This is a genomic window from Stenotrophomonas sp. a6 (assembly GCF_030913325.1).
GTDB lineage: Bacteria > Pseudomonadota > Gammaproteobacteria > Xanthomonadales > Xanthomonadaceae > Stenotrophomonas > Stenotrophomonas maltophilia.
Window position 1 is genome coordinate 2,885,998 of sequence record NZ_CP133161.1, and the last position, 14,805, is coordinate 2,900,802.

A 14,805-nucleotide genomic window follows, 5' to 3' on the forward strand; every position below is an offset into this window, starting at 1 on the left:
CTGGTGCCCCTTCCTGTCCGGATGGGGGTACAATTTGGCTGTTTGAACGCGCCCGCGCAGGGCTATTCATCTTCCTGCCGGGTCCTTCTGAAGCCATACCCCACAAAGCGAATCAACACCCTCCATCGTGGACAATCAACTGAAGCAGTTTGCGCAATCTTCGCAGCTCGCCGGCGGCAACGCCTCCTATGTCGAGGACCTGTACGAGCAGTACCTGGTCTCCCCGGACAGTGTCGATCCCAAATGGAAGACCTACTTCGACGGCTTCAAGGGCCGCGAAGCAGGCGACATTCCGCACTCGGCCGTCATCTCCCACATTGCGGACGCGGCCAAGGAAGCGCTGAAGGCCGGCACCGGCAACGGTGCGGGCGACGAGCGTGAACGCAATGTCGGTCGTCTGATCACCGCCTACCGCTCGCGCGGCCACCTGGACGCCCGCCTCGATCCGCTGGGCCTGGCCGCGCCGGTCAACACCCCGGACCTGGGCCTGCCGTTCCACAGCCTGTCCGATGCCGACCTCAACAGCGAGTTCAGCACCGGCGGCGTCGGTGGCCAGCCGCGCATGAAGCTGCGCGACCTGCTGGCACGCCTGAAGGCGACCTACACCGGCTCGATCGGTGCGGAGTTCATGCACATCTCCGAGGTCGAGCAGCGCCAGTGGATCTACAAGAAGCTGGAAGCAGCCGGTGGCAACTACCAGCTGGACGCTGACACCCAGCGCCGCACCCTGGAGCGCCTGACCGCGGCCGAAGGCCTGGAGCGCTACCTGCACACCAAGTACGTCGGCCAGAAGCGCTTCTCGCTGGAAGGCGGCGACTCGCTGATCCCGATGATGGACACCATCATCCGCAGCGCCGGCAAGGATGGCGTCAAGGACGTGGTGATCGGCATGGCCCACCGCGGCCGCCTGAACGTGCTGGTCAACACCCTCGGCAAGAACCCGCGCAAGCTGTTCGACGAGTTCGAAGGCAAGTTCGAGCACGACGAGCACGCTTCTGCCGGCGACGTGAAGTACCACATGGGCTTCTCGGCCGACGTGGCTACCGACGGCGGCCCGGTGCACCTGGCGCTGGCGTTCAACCCGTCGCACCTGGAAATCGCCGACCCGGTCGTGGCCGGTTCCGTGCGTTCGCGCCAGGAGCGCCGCAAGGACACCGCACGCAAGCAGGTCATGCCGATCCTGATCCACGGCGATGCGGCCTTCTCGGGCCAGGGCGTGGTCATGGAGCTGTTCCAGATGTCGCAGGCCCGCGGCTTCGCCGTCGGCGGCACCGTGCACATCGTGGTCAACAACCAGGTCGGCTTCACCACCTCCAACCCGCTGGACACGCGCTCCACGCGCTACGCCACCGACGTGGCGAAGATGATCGCCGCCCCGGTGCTGCACGTGAACGGCGATGATCCGGAAGCGGTGGTGTTCGCCGCGCAGCTGGCCTTCGAGTTCCGCCAGAAGTTCGCCAAGGACGTGGTCATCGACCTGATGTGCTACCGCCGTTGGGGCCACAACGAGGCCGACGAGCCGGCGATCACCCAGCCGCTGATGTACCAGGTGATCCGCAAGCACCCGACCACCCGCGAGATGTACGCCGAGCAGCTGGAAAAGTCAGGCGTGATCGCTGCCGGTGCCGGCAAGGCGATGGTCGATGCCTACCGCGAGAAGCTCGATGCCGGTGAAGTGACCACCGAGCTGGCCAAGGTCGAGAAGACCCCGCCGACCAGCCCGCTGTTCGTCGATTGGCCGAAGCTGCTGGAAGGCAAGCTGTCCGACCCGGTCTCGACCAAGGTCGAGAAGAACAAGCTGGTCGAACTGGCCAAGCTGATCAACACCATTCCCGAAGACGTGCAGCTGCACTCGCGCGTGGCCAAGGTCTATGACGACCGCCGCAAGATGGCCGCCGGCGAGATCCCGGGCGACTGGGGCTTTGCCGAGAACCTGGCCTACGCCACCCTGCTCGACGAAGGCCACGCACTGCGCCTGGTCGGCCAGGACGTCGGTCGCGGTACGTTCACCCACCGCCACGCGATCCTGCACGACCAGAAGACCGACAACTACTACATGCCGCTGCGGCAGCTGGTGGATTCGCCGGAGAAGGCCACCGTCATCGATTCGCTGCTGAGCGAAGAAGCGGTGATGGCCTACGAGTACGGCTTCTCCACCACCGATCCGAACACGCTGTGCATCTGGGAGGGCCAGTTCGGCGACTTCGCCAACGGCGCCCAGGTGGTGATCGACCAGTTCATCGCCGCCGGTGAAGCCAAGTGGGGCCGCATTTCCGGCCTGACCCTGCTGCTGCCGCATGGCTATGAAGGGCAAGGCCCGGAGCACAGCTCGGCGCGCCTGGAGCGCTTCCTGCAGCTGTGTGCACTGGAGAACATGCTGGTGGTGGTTCCGTCCACCCCGGCACAGGCCTTCCACATGCTGCGCCGCCAGCTGCACCTGACCACCCGCAAGCCGCTGGTGGTGATGTCGCCGAAGTCGCTGCTGCGCCACAAGCTGGCCGTGTCGACCCTGGACGAACTGGCCAACGGCGAGTTCCAGCACCTGATCGGCGACGCCAGTGCGGACGCCAAGAAGGTCAAGCGCGTGGTGCTGTGCTCGGGCAAGGTCTACTACGACCTGCTGGAAGACCAGACCAAGCGTGGCCAGGACGACGTGGCGATCATCCGCGTGGAGCAGCTGTATCCGTTCCCGCGTGCGCTGCTGGCTGCCGAGCTGAAGAAGTACGGCAAGGCCACCGACGTGGTGTGGACGCAGGAAGAACCGCAGAACCAGGGTGCGTGGTACCAGATCCGCCACCACCTGCAGTTCTGCCTGGCCGACGGCCAGAACCTGCACTACGCCGGTCGCGCACGTTCGGCGTCGCCGGCTGCCGGTCACATGGCTGACCACGTCCGCGAACAGCAGCAGCTGATCGCCGACGCGCTGGTCAACCCGTTCAACGACACGTTCGCTGAATAATCCTCCCCCTATTTAGAAGACAAACCAGGAAGCTCCCGCAATGGCCACCGAAGTCAAAGCCCCGGTACTGCCCGAATCCGTCGCCGACGGCACCATCGCCACCTGGCACAAGAAGGTGGGCGACGCCGTCAAGCGCGACGAAAACCTGCTTGACCTGGAAACCGACAAGGTCGTCCTGGAAGTGCCGTCGCCGGTCGACGGCGTGCTGAAGGAAATCAAGTTCGCCGAAGGCTCGACCGTGACCTCCAGCCAGGTCGTGGCGATCATCGAGGAAGGCGCCGTGGCTGCTGCCCCGGCTCCGGCTGCCGAAGCCGCTCCGGCTGCAGCCGCTGCCCCGGCCGCTGCTGCTCCGGCCGCCGCCCCGGCCCCGGCCGCCAAGTCGGCCGCCGATGCGCTGCCGCCGGGCGCCCGCTTCACCGCCATCACCGAAGGCGTGAACCCGGCCGACGTCGACGGCACCGGCCGTCGCGGCGCGGTGACCAAGGAAGACATCGTCAACTTCGCCCGCAACGGCGGCGCCGGCAAGGCCGGTGGTGCACGTCCGGAAGAGCGCGTGCCGATGACCCGCATCCGCAAGCGCATTGCCGAGCGCCTGATGGAGTCGAAGAACTCCACCGCGATGCTGACCACCTTCAACGAAGTCGACCTGTCCAAGGTGTCGGCGGCGCGCAAGGAACTGCAGGACGAGTTCGTCAAGGCCCACGGCATCAAGCTGGGCTTCATGAGCTTCTTCGTGAAGGCCGCCGCCAACGCGCTGCAGCGCTTCCCGCTGGTCAACGCCTCGATCGACGGCGACGACATCATCTACCACGGCTACTCGGACATCTCGATCGCCGTCTCGACCGAAAAGGGCCTGGTCACCCCGGTCCTGCGCAATGTCGAGCGCATGTCGTTCGCCGACATCGAGAAGACCATCGCCGACTACGCCAAGAAGGCGCGTGACGGCAAGCTGGGCCTGGATGAACTGCAGGGCGGCACCTTCACCGTGACCAACGGCGGCACCTTCGGTTCGCTGCTGTCGACCCCGATCATCAACCCGCCGCAGAGCGCCATCCTGGGCATGCACGCCATCAAGGAGCGTCCGATCGCCCAGAACGGCCAGGTCGTGATCGCGCCGATGATGTACCTGGCGCTGTCGTACGACCACCGCATCATCGACGGCAAGGATTCGGTGCAGTTCCTGGTGGACATCAAGAACCAGCTGGAAAACCCGGGCCGCATGCTGTTCGGCCTGTAAGACACCTCCCGCCCCTCCGCGCCTGCGCGGAGGGGTTCTGGTAATGCATCAAGGAATAATTCAATGGCTGAACAATTCGACGTCGTCGTCATCGGTGCCGGCCCGGCCGGTTACCACGCTGCCATCCGCGCGGCCCAGCTGGGCCTGAAGACCGCCTGCATCGACGCGGCGCTGGGCAAGGACGGCAAGCCGGCCCTCGGCGGCACCTGCCTGCGCGTGGGCTGCATCCCGTCCAAGGCGCTGCTGGATTCCTCGCGCCAGTTCTGGAACATGGGCCACATCTTTGGCGACCACGGCATCAGCTTCAAGGATGCCAAGATCGACGTCGAGGCGATGGTTGGCCGCAAGGACAAGATCGTCAAGCAGTTCACCGGCGGCATCGGCATGCTGTTCAAGGCCAACAAGGTCGCTGCCTATTATGGTTTTGGCGAACTGCAGCCGGGCAACGTGGTCAAGGTCACCCAGCATGACGGTTCCATCGTCGAGCTGAAGGGCACCAACGTCATCATCGCGGCCGGTTCGGATTCGATCGAACTGCCGTTCGCCAAGTTCGACGGCGAGACCATCGTCGACAACGTCGGCGGCCTGGACTTCACCGAAGTGCCGAACCGCCTGGCGGTGATCGGCGCCGGCGTCATCGGCCTGGAACTGGGCAGCGTGTGGAAGCGCCTGGGCGCGGAAGTCACCATCCTCGAAGCCATGCCGGAGTTCCTGGCGGCTGCCGACGCCGAAGTGGCCAAGACCGCTGCCAAGGAATTCAAGAAGCAGGGCCTGGACATCAAGCTCAATGCCAAGGTTTCCAAGACCGAGATCACCGGCAAGGGCAAGAAGAAGGAAGTCATCGTCACCTACACCGACGCTGAAGGCGAAAAGACCCTGACCGTGGACAAGCTGCTGGTGGCCGTTGGCCGTCGCGCCGCCACCAAGGGCCTGCTGGCCGAAGGCACCGGCGTCAAGATCAACGAGCGCGGCCAGATCGAAGTCGACGCGCACTGCCACACCGGCGTCAACGGCGTGTGGGCGGTCGGCGACTGCGTGCGCGGCCCGATGCTGGCGCACAAGGGCTTCGAGGAAGGCATCGCGGTGGCTGAGCTGATCGCCGGCCTGCCGGGCCACGTCAACTTCGACACCATCCCGTGGGTCATCTACACCGAGCCGGAACTGGCGTGGGTCGGCAAGACCGAAGCCCAGCTGAAGGCCGAAGGCATCCCTTACAAGGCCGGCAGCTTCCCGTTCGCCGCCAACGGCCGTGCCGTGGCGATGATCGAGCCGGCGGGCTTCGTGAAGATCCTGGCCCATGCCGAAACCGATCGCATCCTCGGCATGCACCTGGTCGGCGCCAACGTCTCCGAGCTGGTGCACGAAGGCGTGCTGACCATGGAGTTCAGTGGCTCGGCCGATGACCTGGCCCGCATCTGCCACGCCCACCCGTCGCTGTCGGAAGTGATCCACGACGCGGCGATGGCGGTCAGCAAGCGCGCCATCCACAAGGCGAACTGATCGGGATCATGGTCGGTGCCGACCGTTGGTCGGCACTCACCTGCAGACGAAAAACCCCGCCTTGGCGGGGTTTTTTGTTGCCCGTTTTCCTGCAGAGCCAAGCCCATGCTCGGCTCTCCGGTCGGCAGCCGCGGAGGGTGAAGCCGAGCGTGGGCTCGGTTCTACACCTTTCCAGCCGGCTTCTTCGGCGGATCGTCACAGATGCGGTGCTGGGCCACGGTTTCACCGGCCTTCCACTCCTTCACCACCCGGCAGCGCTCCTTGGGTTTGACCGCCTTGGCCGCTGCCGCATCCGCCTCATCGGCAGCGGCGGCCTGCTGGCGTTCCAGCCATGCGGACGGCGGGACCGGTGTGGCCAGTGCCGGCCCCGCGAGCAATGCCAGCGCGACCAGCAACACAGCCCTCATGCCGCCACCGGGCCGCCGCCGAGCAGGCGCGCGGGCAGCATGAACAGCGCGCGCAGGAACGCAAACAGCGCCGAGAAGGTGATGCCGACCATGCGGAACGGCAGGCTCAGCAGCCACACGAACGGCCAGGCGATCAGGGCGAGGATCGCCAGCGGCCAGCACAGCACGAACAGCAGGCACCACACACCGAGCGCGAACAGGGTCTTCATCACGGTCTCCTTGTGGCGGCACCTTGCCGCCTGCGGACACCTTGGCGCCCCGCTCTGGCCGCCCGCAAACGGTTTGCGACGAAACCCGGCTCGGGGCGATGAATCCGGTGGTGGGGAAACCGAAGATTGATCAGGTTGCCGGCCAGCGGCCGGCACGACCGAACGGATTCACACCGGCACTGCGCCCGGGCGGCCGTGGGTGACCTGGAAGCGCGCCGCAGTGCGCACCGGCGCATCCGCGTGCAGCACGCTGTCGGCGAAGCGCAGCTCCGCATCCACGGTCTGCCGGTTCAGCTGCAGCTTCCACCAACCACGGCGGTCACCGTCGAAATAGCGGATATGCGGGTTCTGCGGAATCGACGAACCGTAGTACGGGCCATAAGGCGTATCGTCGCCGCCGCTGCTGATCGCCGGAGCGATGAATTCGGTGGCGACGACCGGCGCGCTGGCCGCGTCGAAATCCAGCTTCAGGTCGTTGACGAAGGTGGAATGCCAGTCACCACCGAGCACGATGGCATTGCCCTGCCCGCCTGCCTGCATCGCCTGCAGCAACCGCTTGCGTGCGGCGGGATAGCCGTCCCAGGCATCGTTCCAGAAGCGCTCTCGCGCCGTGCCGCCGTCCAGCCGCAGCTGCGCCATCAGCAGCTGCTGCACCACCACGTTCCAGCGCGTGCCCCGTGCGGCCGCCATCGACTGCGCGAACCAGGCTTCCTGGCCCACGCCCAGCATGCTAATGCGTGGATCCAGCGCAGCGTCGCAGCGCGGCGACTCGCCCACCCCGCAGGGATTGGCCGGACGGAACTGGCGGCAGTCGAGCAGCGCAAGCTGTGCCAGATCGCCGTAACGCAGGCGCCGATGCACGCGCAGGCCACCGTTGCCCGCAGGCGTACTACGCATCGGCAGGTGTTCGTAGAACGCGCGGTAGGCCGCCGCGCGGCGAACGATGAAGTCCTCCGTCGAGACGCCGGGCTTCTCCGGATGGATGCCGGAGTAATCGTTCTGCACTTCGTGGTCGTCCCAGATCACCGCGAACGCGTGGGCGGCGTGCGCGGCCTGCAGATCGGGATCGAGCTTGTACAGCGCGTACTGGTCGCGGTAGCGCTCCAGGCCGACGGTCTCGCCACTGAAGCGTTCCGCATCCAGCGTGAGACCACGCGCGTTCTGCAGTGGGCTGTACTCGTACAGGTAGTCACCGGCATGCAGCACCAGGTCGACATCATTCTTCGCGATATCGCGCAGCACCGGGTAGTAGCCACTGTTCCAGGCCTGGCAGGTGCACAGGGCCAGCCGCAGCTGCTGCAGCTGCGTGTCGGGCAGCGGCGCGGTGCGGAAGTGGCCGACCGCGCTTTCCTCGTCACCGTCGCAGGCAAAACGGTAGTAGTAGTCGCGGCCTGGGCGCAGGCCATTGACCTCCACGTGCACCGAATGGGCCAGCTCGGGCACTGCCGCGGCGACGCCACGCTGCACCAGCCGGCGCATGCCCGGGTCTTCGGCCACGAACCAGCGCACCGGCACCGCCCGCGATGGCATGCCGCCGCCGTTGAGCGGGTCCGGCGCCAGACGCGTCCACAGTACGGCTCCCTGCGGATCCGGATCGCCGGCGGCGACGCCCAGGGTGAACGGATCACGCCCCAACCGCGGGCGTGGGCCGGCCGTGGCCAGCCCCGGCATCGCCGCCAGTGCGATCGCCGCCCCCGTGCCCTGCCACGCCATGCGCAACAGGCGACGACGGCTTTCCGGATCGACGGGGCCGCGCATCAGAAGTGCACGGTGGCGGTGGCCATCACCTGCCGCGGCGCGCCAACCTGCATGGTCGCCAGGCTGCGGGTCGGGTCGGCGGCGTAGGTGCCGTTGGTGTTGATCGAGGACAGGTAGCGCTTGTCGGTCAGGTTGGTCAGGTTCAGCGCCACGGTCAGGTTCTGCGCCGGGCCGAGCTTGCCGAAGTCATAGGCCACCGAAGCGTTGACCAGCCAGTAGCTGGGCACCGACACGTCGTTGGTATAGGTCACGTAACGCTTGCCGACATGGTTGGCGGCCAGGCGCAGGTCCCACGGGCCCGGGGTCCAAGCCAGGGTGCTGGCGAACATCCATTCCGGGGTGTCGACGGTCTTCTTGCCGCGGGTGGGCACCACGCCGTTGTTGACGTAGTCGTTGTCGTAGGTGCTGTCATTCCACGACAGCGCGTTGGACCAGGTCAGGTCCTGCATCGGCTTCAGCTGCAGGGTCGCCTCGGCGCCGCGGCTGGTTACCGAACCGACGTTGGAGAACAGCGCCGGGCAACCGAGGATGCCCACGCACTGCGCGATGGCCAGCAGACGGTTGTCGAACTTGACGTCGTACACCGCTACCGAGGCTTCATAGCCCTGGCCGTAGCCGCGCCAGCCCAGCTCGATGGTGCGCGACTGTTCCGGTTTCAGGTTCTTCGCGCTGGCATCGAAGGCGGCCTGCGGCACGTTGAACGGGCTGCCCACGCCCAGCGCGTAGGCGGCCACGTTCTTGGCGAACGAGCCGAAGATCTCGTTGCCCTCGTTGAGCTTGAAGTTGAAGCCCGCCTGCGGGAGCAGGCCCTTCTTCGAGGTCAGGCTGCTGTTGTTGGCATAGCTGCCCAGCGGCGTGCGCACGCGGGTGCGGGTGTGCGGCGACTTCGCGCCGATGTCGATGGTCAGGCGGTCATCGAACAGGCGGAAGCGGTCCTGCACGTAGAACTGGCGGGTGATGGTGGTGTAGCGCTGGTGCCACACGCGCTGGTCCGGATTGCGCAGGAAGAAGTCGTCAGTGATCGGGCCGTCGATGTAGTAGAAGTTGCGCTGCACGCTGTGGCCGTTGTCTTCGTACCACAGGCCCGCCTCCAGTTCGTGGCCCGCCACGTTCCAGGTGAACGCCGAGGTTACGCCGGTGCGGTCGATCGCATACTCGGTGGTGCGGATCGAGATCGGGATCTCGCGGCTGGTGCCCGGGTTGGACGGATTGGACGGGCTGAACCAGTGGCCCTGGCCACGGTTGCTGTGGTTGTAGACGTTGACCTTCAGGCGCATCGACTCGTTCAGGCCGAAATCACCGGCAATGCTGGACACATCGTCATTGCGCAGGCCGTGGCCGGAGTAATAGGCGTCCCACGGGCTGTTGACGCCACCACTGTACTTTCCGCGTGCAGCAGCCACCGCGCGATCCCAGTCCGGCGCGTAGTTGTCCCAGTCCCAGCCGAGGCGATCGATCATCTCCAGCGACAGGTCCTGGTAGTCGGCCTCGACACGGCGCGAAGCGTTGAACAGCGCGGTGATCCTGCTGTCCGTGCCGAAGTTGTAGGTGGCCTTGCCGTTGAACTGCTTCAGTTCCTGCGAGCCCTTGCCCTTCCACTTGTCGCCTTCGGAATACACGCCGGACAGGTAAGCGGCAAAGCCCTGGTGGTCGCCGGTATCGAGGCGCGCATAGCTGCGGCGCGCATTGTCGCTGCCGAAGCTCTGTGCCAGCACGACCCCATATTCGGTGGACGGATCGATCGAGTAGAACTGGAACACGCCGCCGAGGTTGCTGGTGGACGGCGTACCCAGCGCACCAATGCCGGTGGAGACCTCCGCACCGCCCAGGTTCTCGCTGATCACCGCGCGGCTGATGTGCAGGCCGTTGCTGTTGCCGTAGGCCATGTTGCCCAGCGGGATGCCATCGAGGGTGTAGCCCAGGCGATTCTGGTTGAAGCCACGCAGGCTGATGCTGGTGGACCATTCGTAGGCGCCGGTGGCATCGGCCGATTCGAAATGCACGCCCGGCTTGGCCGCCAGCAGCTTCAGCGGGTTGGCACCGGGCGGCAGGACCTTCATGTCCTCGGCGGTCACGCGCTGCACCTGGCGGGCTTCGCCGCGGCCGATCACCGAGATCGAATCGAGAGTCGTGGCCGACTGCGCGTCGGTCGCCGGGGCGGTTTCAGCGACAGCCAGCGACGGCAGCGAAGCACAGACCAGCAGGGCCAGCAGATTGCGGCGAAGCGGAGCGTGGGACGGCATGGAGGCGGATTCCTTGGGCACGCTGGACGCCGAAGGGCGGCGTCGAAGAGCAGCAGCGGCGGAATCGTAGAAGCCTCGCGTTACATGTCATTTACACGCCACGTACGGAAGATTGGCGTTCTGAATGGTTTGCAAGCCGTGGGGTGGTTGCCGGCCAGCGGCCGGCACTACGGTTATTCGAATGAGCCGACCGAGTCGTGGGCCAGGTTGTCGAAGCGGGTGTACTCACCGAAGAACTTCAGCTTGCACGATCCGGTCGGGCCACCACGGTGCTTGCCGATGATGATCTCGGCCAGGCCCTTGTCCGGCGAATTTTCCTTGTTGTAGTAATCGTCGCGGTAGATGAACACGATCATGTCCGCGTCCTGCTCGATTGCGCCCGATTCGCGAAGGTCGGCCATCACCGGGCGCTTGTCGGTACGTGTTTCCAGCGAGCGGTTGAGCTGCGACAGCGCGATCACCGGCACGTGCAGTTCCTTGGCCAGGCCCTTCAGCGAACGCGAGATCTCCGAGATTTCGGTGGCGCGGTTTTCGCTGTTGCCCGGCACGCTCATCAGCTGCAGGTAGTCGATCACCACCAGGCCCAGGTCGTGCTCGCGCTTGAGGCGGCGGCACTTGGAACGCAGCACTTCCGGCGACACGCCCGGCGTATCGTCGATGAAGATCTTGGTTTCCTTCAGCATCTTGATTGCGCTGGTGACGCGGCTCCAGTCTTCATCTTCCAGCTGGCCGGTACGCAGGCGCTGCGCGTTGATGCGGCCGTTGGAGGAGATCAGGCGCATCGCCAGCTGCGAGGCCGACATTTCCATCGAGAACACCGCCACGCCCTTCTTCGACTTGATCGCCGCGTACTCGGCGATGTTCAGTGCAAAAGTCGTCTTGCCCATGGCCGGGCGCGCGGCGAGGATGATCAGGTCGGTCGGCTGCAGGCCGGCGGTCATCGCATCGAAGTCGTTGTAGCCGGTCGGCAGGCCGGTGATGTTGCCGCCGTTCTCGAAGCGGTTGCGCAGTTCCTCGAAGGCATCCTTCAGCGCGCCAGGCATCGCCACGAAGTCGGTACGGCCGCGTGCACCCTGTTCAGCGATGGCGAACACGCTCTTCTCCGCAGAGGCCAGCAGCTCACTGCTGTCACGGCCCTCAGGCTGGAAGCCATCGTTGACGATGTCGGTGCCGACCTGGATCAGCTGCCGCAGCACGGCCTTGTCACGCACGATCTCGGCATAGGCCACGATGTTGGCCGCCGACGGCGTGGTGCTCGCCAGCTCGATCAGGTAGGCACCATCGCCCACCAGTTCCAGCTTGCCCTGTGATTCGAACCACTCGCCCAGGGTCACCGCGTCGAACGGCCGCTCGCGCTCGGACAGCTCACGGATCGCGCGGTAGATCATCTGGTGATCGCGGCGGTAGAAATCGCCCTCGGTCAGCTGGTCGTTGACCCGGTCGTAGGCCTCCGGCGCCAGCATCAGGCCACCCAGCACCGCCTGCTCGGCTTCCACCGAATGCGGCGGAACGCGCAACTGGTCGATACGCGATTCATCGCGATCACGATCAAAGCCATCACCGCGCTCTCTGCGGTTGGAACGGAAGCCGGAACGAGCGGACATGCTGCGGTGTTTCCTGCAAAAGTGGGCCGGACGAGTGTAGGCATGCGCCGACCCCGGCAGCCATGGACAAGCCTGTGGATAAGCCGTGGAGAAACGGGGGATATCCGCCAGTGCCTGGCCACTCTGGCGCGGGGGCGTCGCAGTGCCTGCGACGGGCGCCGTTGCGGCGCCCGGGTGGGTCATTATCGCAGATCAGGCGGCCAGGGTCGGATTCCGTGCAGCGCACGGACTCCGGTGCTCAGCGGAACGTAGGGCCAGGGCCCGCCGCTGCGCGCCGGGATCCGACCCGCGGCCTGGCTGCTGCTACCCCATCGGTCTCAGTCGCCCTTCACGTGCACCGCGATCAGTGCCAGGAACCGGTCCACGTACCCCTGCAGGAATTTCTGCGTGCCCTCGTTGTGGATCGTGCCGTCGGCGTCGATCAGGCCGTCCTTGAAATGGATGAACGCCTCGGGCTGGCCGAGCACGTGCATGTCCAGGAAGGCCAGGCTGTTGCGCAGGTGCTGCTGGGCCACGGCGGTGCCGATCTGGCCGATGGAGGCGCCGATCACCGCCGCCGGCTTGCCGGCAAACGCACTGTCACCGTAGGGGCGCGAGCCGACGTCGATGGCGTTCTTCAGCACGCCCGGCACCGACCGGTTGTATTCGGGGGTCACGAACAGCACCGCGTCGGCGGCGCGCACCTGATCCTTCAGCCGGGTGCCCTGAGGCGGGTACTGGCCATCGAAATCCTGGTCGTACAGCGGTAGATCACCAATCTGCACGTACTGGAAGCGCGCGCGGTCGCCAGCGATCTTCTCCAGCGCATGGGCCAGCTTGCGGTTGCAGGAATCCTTGCGCAGGCTGCCGACGAACACAGCGATGGTGGGGACGGACATAGGGACATACTCCTCACGGTGCGGGAGGCCCAGCCTAGACGCCGGGCCCGTGCCGTCCGGTGAAGATCAGCCCCCGGTCACGCGGGCCCGCACCTGCCGCCAATGCGCCTGCCAGGCCTGGAACATCAGCACGTTCCACAGGTGGGTATGCCACTTGCGCTGGCCGCCCAGGAACTGCTGCCACAGCGGCTGCACCGCCGCCGCCGACAGCACGCCTTCGCGCTCCAGGCGCGCCGGCTGCAACAGATCCTCGGCCCACGGCCGCAGGTCGCCCTTCAGCCAGTCGCTGACCGGCGCGCCGAACCCGCGCTTGGGCCGGTGCACCATCGACTGCGGCACGTAGCGGCCAAGCACGCGCTTGAGCAGCACCTTGCTGGTGGTTTCGCTGCGCTTGAAGCCCAGCGGCAGCGACCAGGCGAACTCGGCCACGCGCCAGTCCAGCAGCGGCGCGCGTGCCTCCAGGCTGACCGCCATCGAGGTGCGGTCGACCTTGCAGAGCAGGTCATCCGGCAGGTAGGTCACGTAATCGGCCAGCATCATCGCGTCGGCCGGCGTGCCGGCACCGTGCAGCGGATCGGCCAGGTCGTAGAAGCTGCCGGCGGCCTGTGCGCCGGGCACTGCCGCGGCGGGGTCGCGCCAGCGCGAGATGCGGTTGCGGTACACGTCGCCAATGCCACGCGCGCCGGACTCGGCCAACAGCGCGGCCAGTCCGCCGGTCCGCGAGGCCTCGCCCTGGTGCTGCGCGCGCGCGCCCATCCAGCGTCGCAGCGGGCCCGGCACGCGGCCCAGCATCTGCCAGTTGCGCAGCGCGCGCACGTAGCGGGTATAGCCGAAGAACAGCTCATCACCGCCGTCGCCAGACAACGCCACGGTCACGCCCTGCCGCGCCAGCCGGGCGACCAGCGCGGTCGGCACCTGCGAGGCATCGGCAAAGGGTTCGTCGAACATTGCCGGCAGCTGCGGCACGACTGCCAGTGCATCCGCGCCGCTGACGTAGAGCTCGGTGTGGTCGCAGCCCAGATGCGTGGCCAGTTCCCTGGCCAGCGGTGCCTCGTCGTGGCCCGAATCGGTGAAGCCGATGCTGAAGCTGTGCACCGGCTGCCCGCTCTGCGCCTGCATCAGCGCCGCCACCAGCGACGAATCGGTACCGCCGGACAGGAACACGCCCACCGGCACGTCGGCCACCATGCGCAGCGCCACCGCGTCGCGCAGCAGCCCGTCCAGCTGCTCCTCTGCTTCCTCGATGCGGCCCTGGAACGGCGCAGCCAGTGCCGCCTGCATGCGTGCACGCGCATCCCAGTACGGGCGCTGCGCCTGCTCCGGGCGATGCGCCGATGCACCCGCCGCTACGGCTTCGGCGTCCAGGCGCAGCATGCGGCCGGGCATCAGCTTGTAGCAGCGCTGGTGGATGCTGTGCGGGGCCGGAATGTAATCCAACCGCAGCAACAGGGTCAGCGCGTCGCGGTCGATGTCGTTGTCGAACGCCGGGTGCTGCCACAGCGCTTTCAGTTCGGAACCGAACACCAGGGTGTCACCGGCCCAGCCGTAGTACAGCGGCTTCTTGCCAACGCGGTCGCGTGCCAGCCACAGGCACTGCGCCTGGCGGTCCCACAGCGCGATGGCGAACATGCCGTTGCAACGCTGCAGGGTTTCTTCCATGCCCCACTGCAGGATCGCCGCGAGCAGCACTTCGGTGTCGGAATGGCCACGGAAAGCATGCCCCAGCGGCTCCAGTTCGGCACGCAGGGCGGCGAAGTTGTAGACCTCGCCGTTGTAGGCCATCACGTAGCGGCCATCGGACGAGGCCATCGGCTGGTGGCCCAGCGGCGACAGATCGAGAATGCTCAGCCGACGGTGCGCCAGCGCGATGCCTGCCCCGGCATCGACCCAGCTGCCGCCATCATCCGGCCCGCGGTGGTGCAGCGCCTCGCCCATGGCCAGGACCTGCGCCTGCAGCACCTCGGCCGACGCCACCGGCGCCGGCAACAACATTCCCGCCAATCCACACAT

10 protein-coding genes are annotated in these 14,805 nt (G+C 66.5%); 3 read left to right on the plus strand and 7 right to left on the minus strand.

Features of this window, described 5'->3' with window-relative positions:
* Nucleotides 1-127: 127 nt before the first annotated feature.
* The 3 genes from Q9Q79_RS13350 (at nt 128) to lpdA (ending at nt 5,696) form a co-directional block, all read left to right on the plus strand.
* Nucleotides 128-2,959: a 2-oxoglutarate dehydrogenase E1 component gene (locus tag Q9Q79_RS13350; protein ID WP_076739332.1), complete on the plus strand. Its 2,832-nt coding sequence runs from the start codon at nt 128-130 to the stop codon at nt 2,957-2,959.
* Nucleotides 2,960-2,999: 40 nt separating this feature from the next.
* Nucleotides 3,000-4,196 (plus strand): dihydrolipoyllysine-residue succinyltransferase, encoded by a 1,197-nt coding sequence (gene sucB / locus Q9Q79_RS13355; RefSeq protein WP_049472821.1) that lies wholly within the window; start codon nt 3,000-3,002, stop codon nt 4,194-4,196.
* A 63-nt stretch (nt 4,197-4,259) separates the two neighbouring features.
* On the plus strand, nt 4,260-5,696 hold the full coding sequence (gene lpdA, locus Q9Q79_RS13360) for a dihydrolipoyl dehydrogenase (RefSeq protein ID WP_005410273.1): 1,437 nt from the start codon (nt 4,260-4,262) through the stop codon (nt 5,694-5,696).
* A 161-nt stretch (nt 5,697-5,857) separates the two neighbouring features.
* On the opposite strand, the gene Q9Q79_RS13365 is transcribed toward lpdA, so the two are convergent.
* The 7 genes from Q9Q79_RS13365 to asnB form a co-directional block, all read right to left on the minus strand.
* Nucleotides 5,858-6,103 (minus strand): hypothetical protein, encoded by a 246-nt coding sequence (locus tag Q9Q79_RS13365; protein ID WP_005410274.1) that lies wholly within the window; start codon nt 6,101-6,103, stop codon nt 5,858-5,860.
* A complete protein-coding gene (locus Q9Q79_RS13370) occupies nt 6,100-6,312 on the minus strand; it encodes a hypothetical protein (RefSeq protein WP_049397919.1) in 213 nt (70 codons plus the stop codon). The genes Q9Q79_RS13365 and Q9Q79_RS13370 overlap by 4 nt, the downstream gene beginning before the upstream one ends.
* Before the next feature lie 168 nt (nt 6,313-6,480).
* Entirely contained in the window at nt 6,481-8,070 is a 1,590-nt protein-coding gene (locus Q9Q79_RS13375; protein WP_012480785.1) for an alkaline phosphatase D family protein, read from the minus strand.
* A complete protein-coding gene (locus Q9Q79_RS13380) occupies nt 8,070-10,313 on the minus strand; it encodes a TonB-dependent receptor (protein WP_033835432.1) in 2,244 nt (747 codons plus the stop codon). Before Q9Q79_RS13380 ends, Q9Q79_RS13375 begins: the two co-directional genes overlap by 1 nt.
* 173 nt (nt 10,314-10,486) lie before the next feature.
* On the minus strand, nt 10,487-11,917 hold the full coding sequence (locus Q9Q79_RS13385) for a replicative DNA helicase (protein WP_005410278.1): 1,431 nt from the start codon (nt 11,915-11,917) through the stop codon (nt 10,487-10,489).
* Nucleotides 11,918-12,234: 317 nt separating this feature from the next.
* Nucleotides 12,235-12,795 carry an NAD(P)H-dependent oxidoreductase gene (locus tag Q9Q79_RS13390; protein WP_024956652.1) on the minus strand — a complete coding sequence of 187 codons (561 nt, stop codon included), beginning with the start codon at nt 12,793-12,795 and terminating at the stop codon, nt 12,235-12,237.
* Nucleotides 12,796-12,861: 66 nt separating this feature from the next.
* Nucleotides 12,862-14,805 (minus strand): asparagine synthase (glutamine-hydrolyzing), encoded by a 1,944-nt coding sequence (gene asnB, locus Q9Q79_RS13395; RefSeq protein ID WP_024956651.1) that lies wholly within the window; start codon nt 14,803-14,805, stop codon nt 12,862-12,864.

What these genes read in the sequence shown, in the direction of transcription:
- sucB (WP_049472821.1), top strand. Translation starts at nt 3,000, where the DNA reads ATGGCCACCGAAGTCAAAGCCCCGGTACTGCCCGAATCCGTCGCCGAC.
- lpdA (WP_005410273.1), top strand. Translation starts at nt 4,260, where the DNA reads ATGGCTGAACAATTCGACGTCGTCGTCATCGGTGCCGGCCCGGCCGGT.
- Q9Q79_RS13365 (WP_005410274.1), bottom strand. Translation starts at nt 6,103, where the DNA reads ATGAGGGCTGTGTTGCTGGTCGCGCTGGCATTGCTCGCGGGGCCGGCA.
- Q9Q79_RS13370 (WP_049397919.1), bottom strand. Translation starts at nt 6,312, where the DNA reads ATGAAGACCCTGTTCGCGCTCGGTGTGTGGTGCCTGCTGTTCGTGCTG.
- Q9Q79_RS13375 (WP_012480785.1), bottom strand. Translation starts at nt 8,070, where the DNA reads ATGCGCGGCCCCGTCGATCCGGAAAGCCGTCGTCGCCTGTTGCGCATG.
- Q9Q79_RS13380 (WP_033835432.1), bottom strand. Translation starts at nt 10,313, where the DNA reads ATGCCGTCCCACGCTCCGCTTCGCCGCAATCTGCTGGCCCTGCTGGTC.
- Q9Q79_RS13385 (WP_005410278.1), bottom strand. Translation starts at nt 11,917, where the DNA reads ATGTCCGCTCGTTCCGGCTTCCGTTCCAACCGCAGAGAGCGCGGTGAT.
- Q9Q79_RS13390 (WP_024956652.1), bottom strand. Translation starts at nt 12,795, where the DNA reads ATGTCCGTCCCCACCATCGCTGTGTTCGTCGGCAGCCTGCGCAAGGAT.
- asnB (WP_024956651.1), bottom strand. Translation starts at nt 14,805, where the DNA reads ATGTGTGGATTGGCGGGAATGTTGTTGCCGGCGCCGGTGGCGTCGGCC.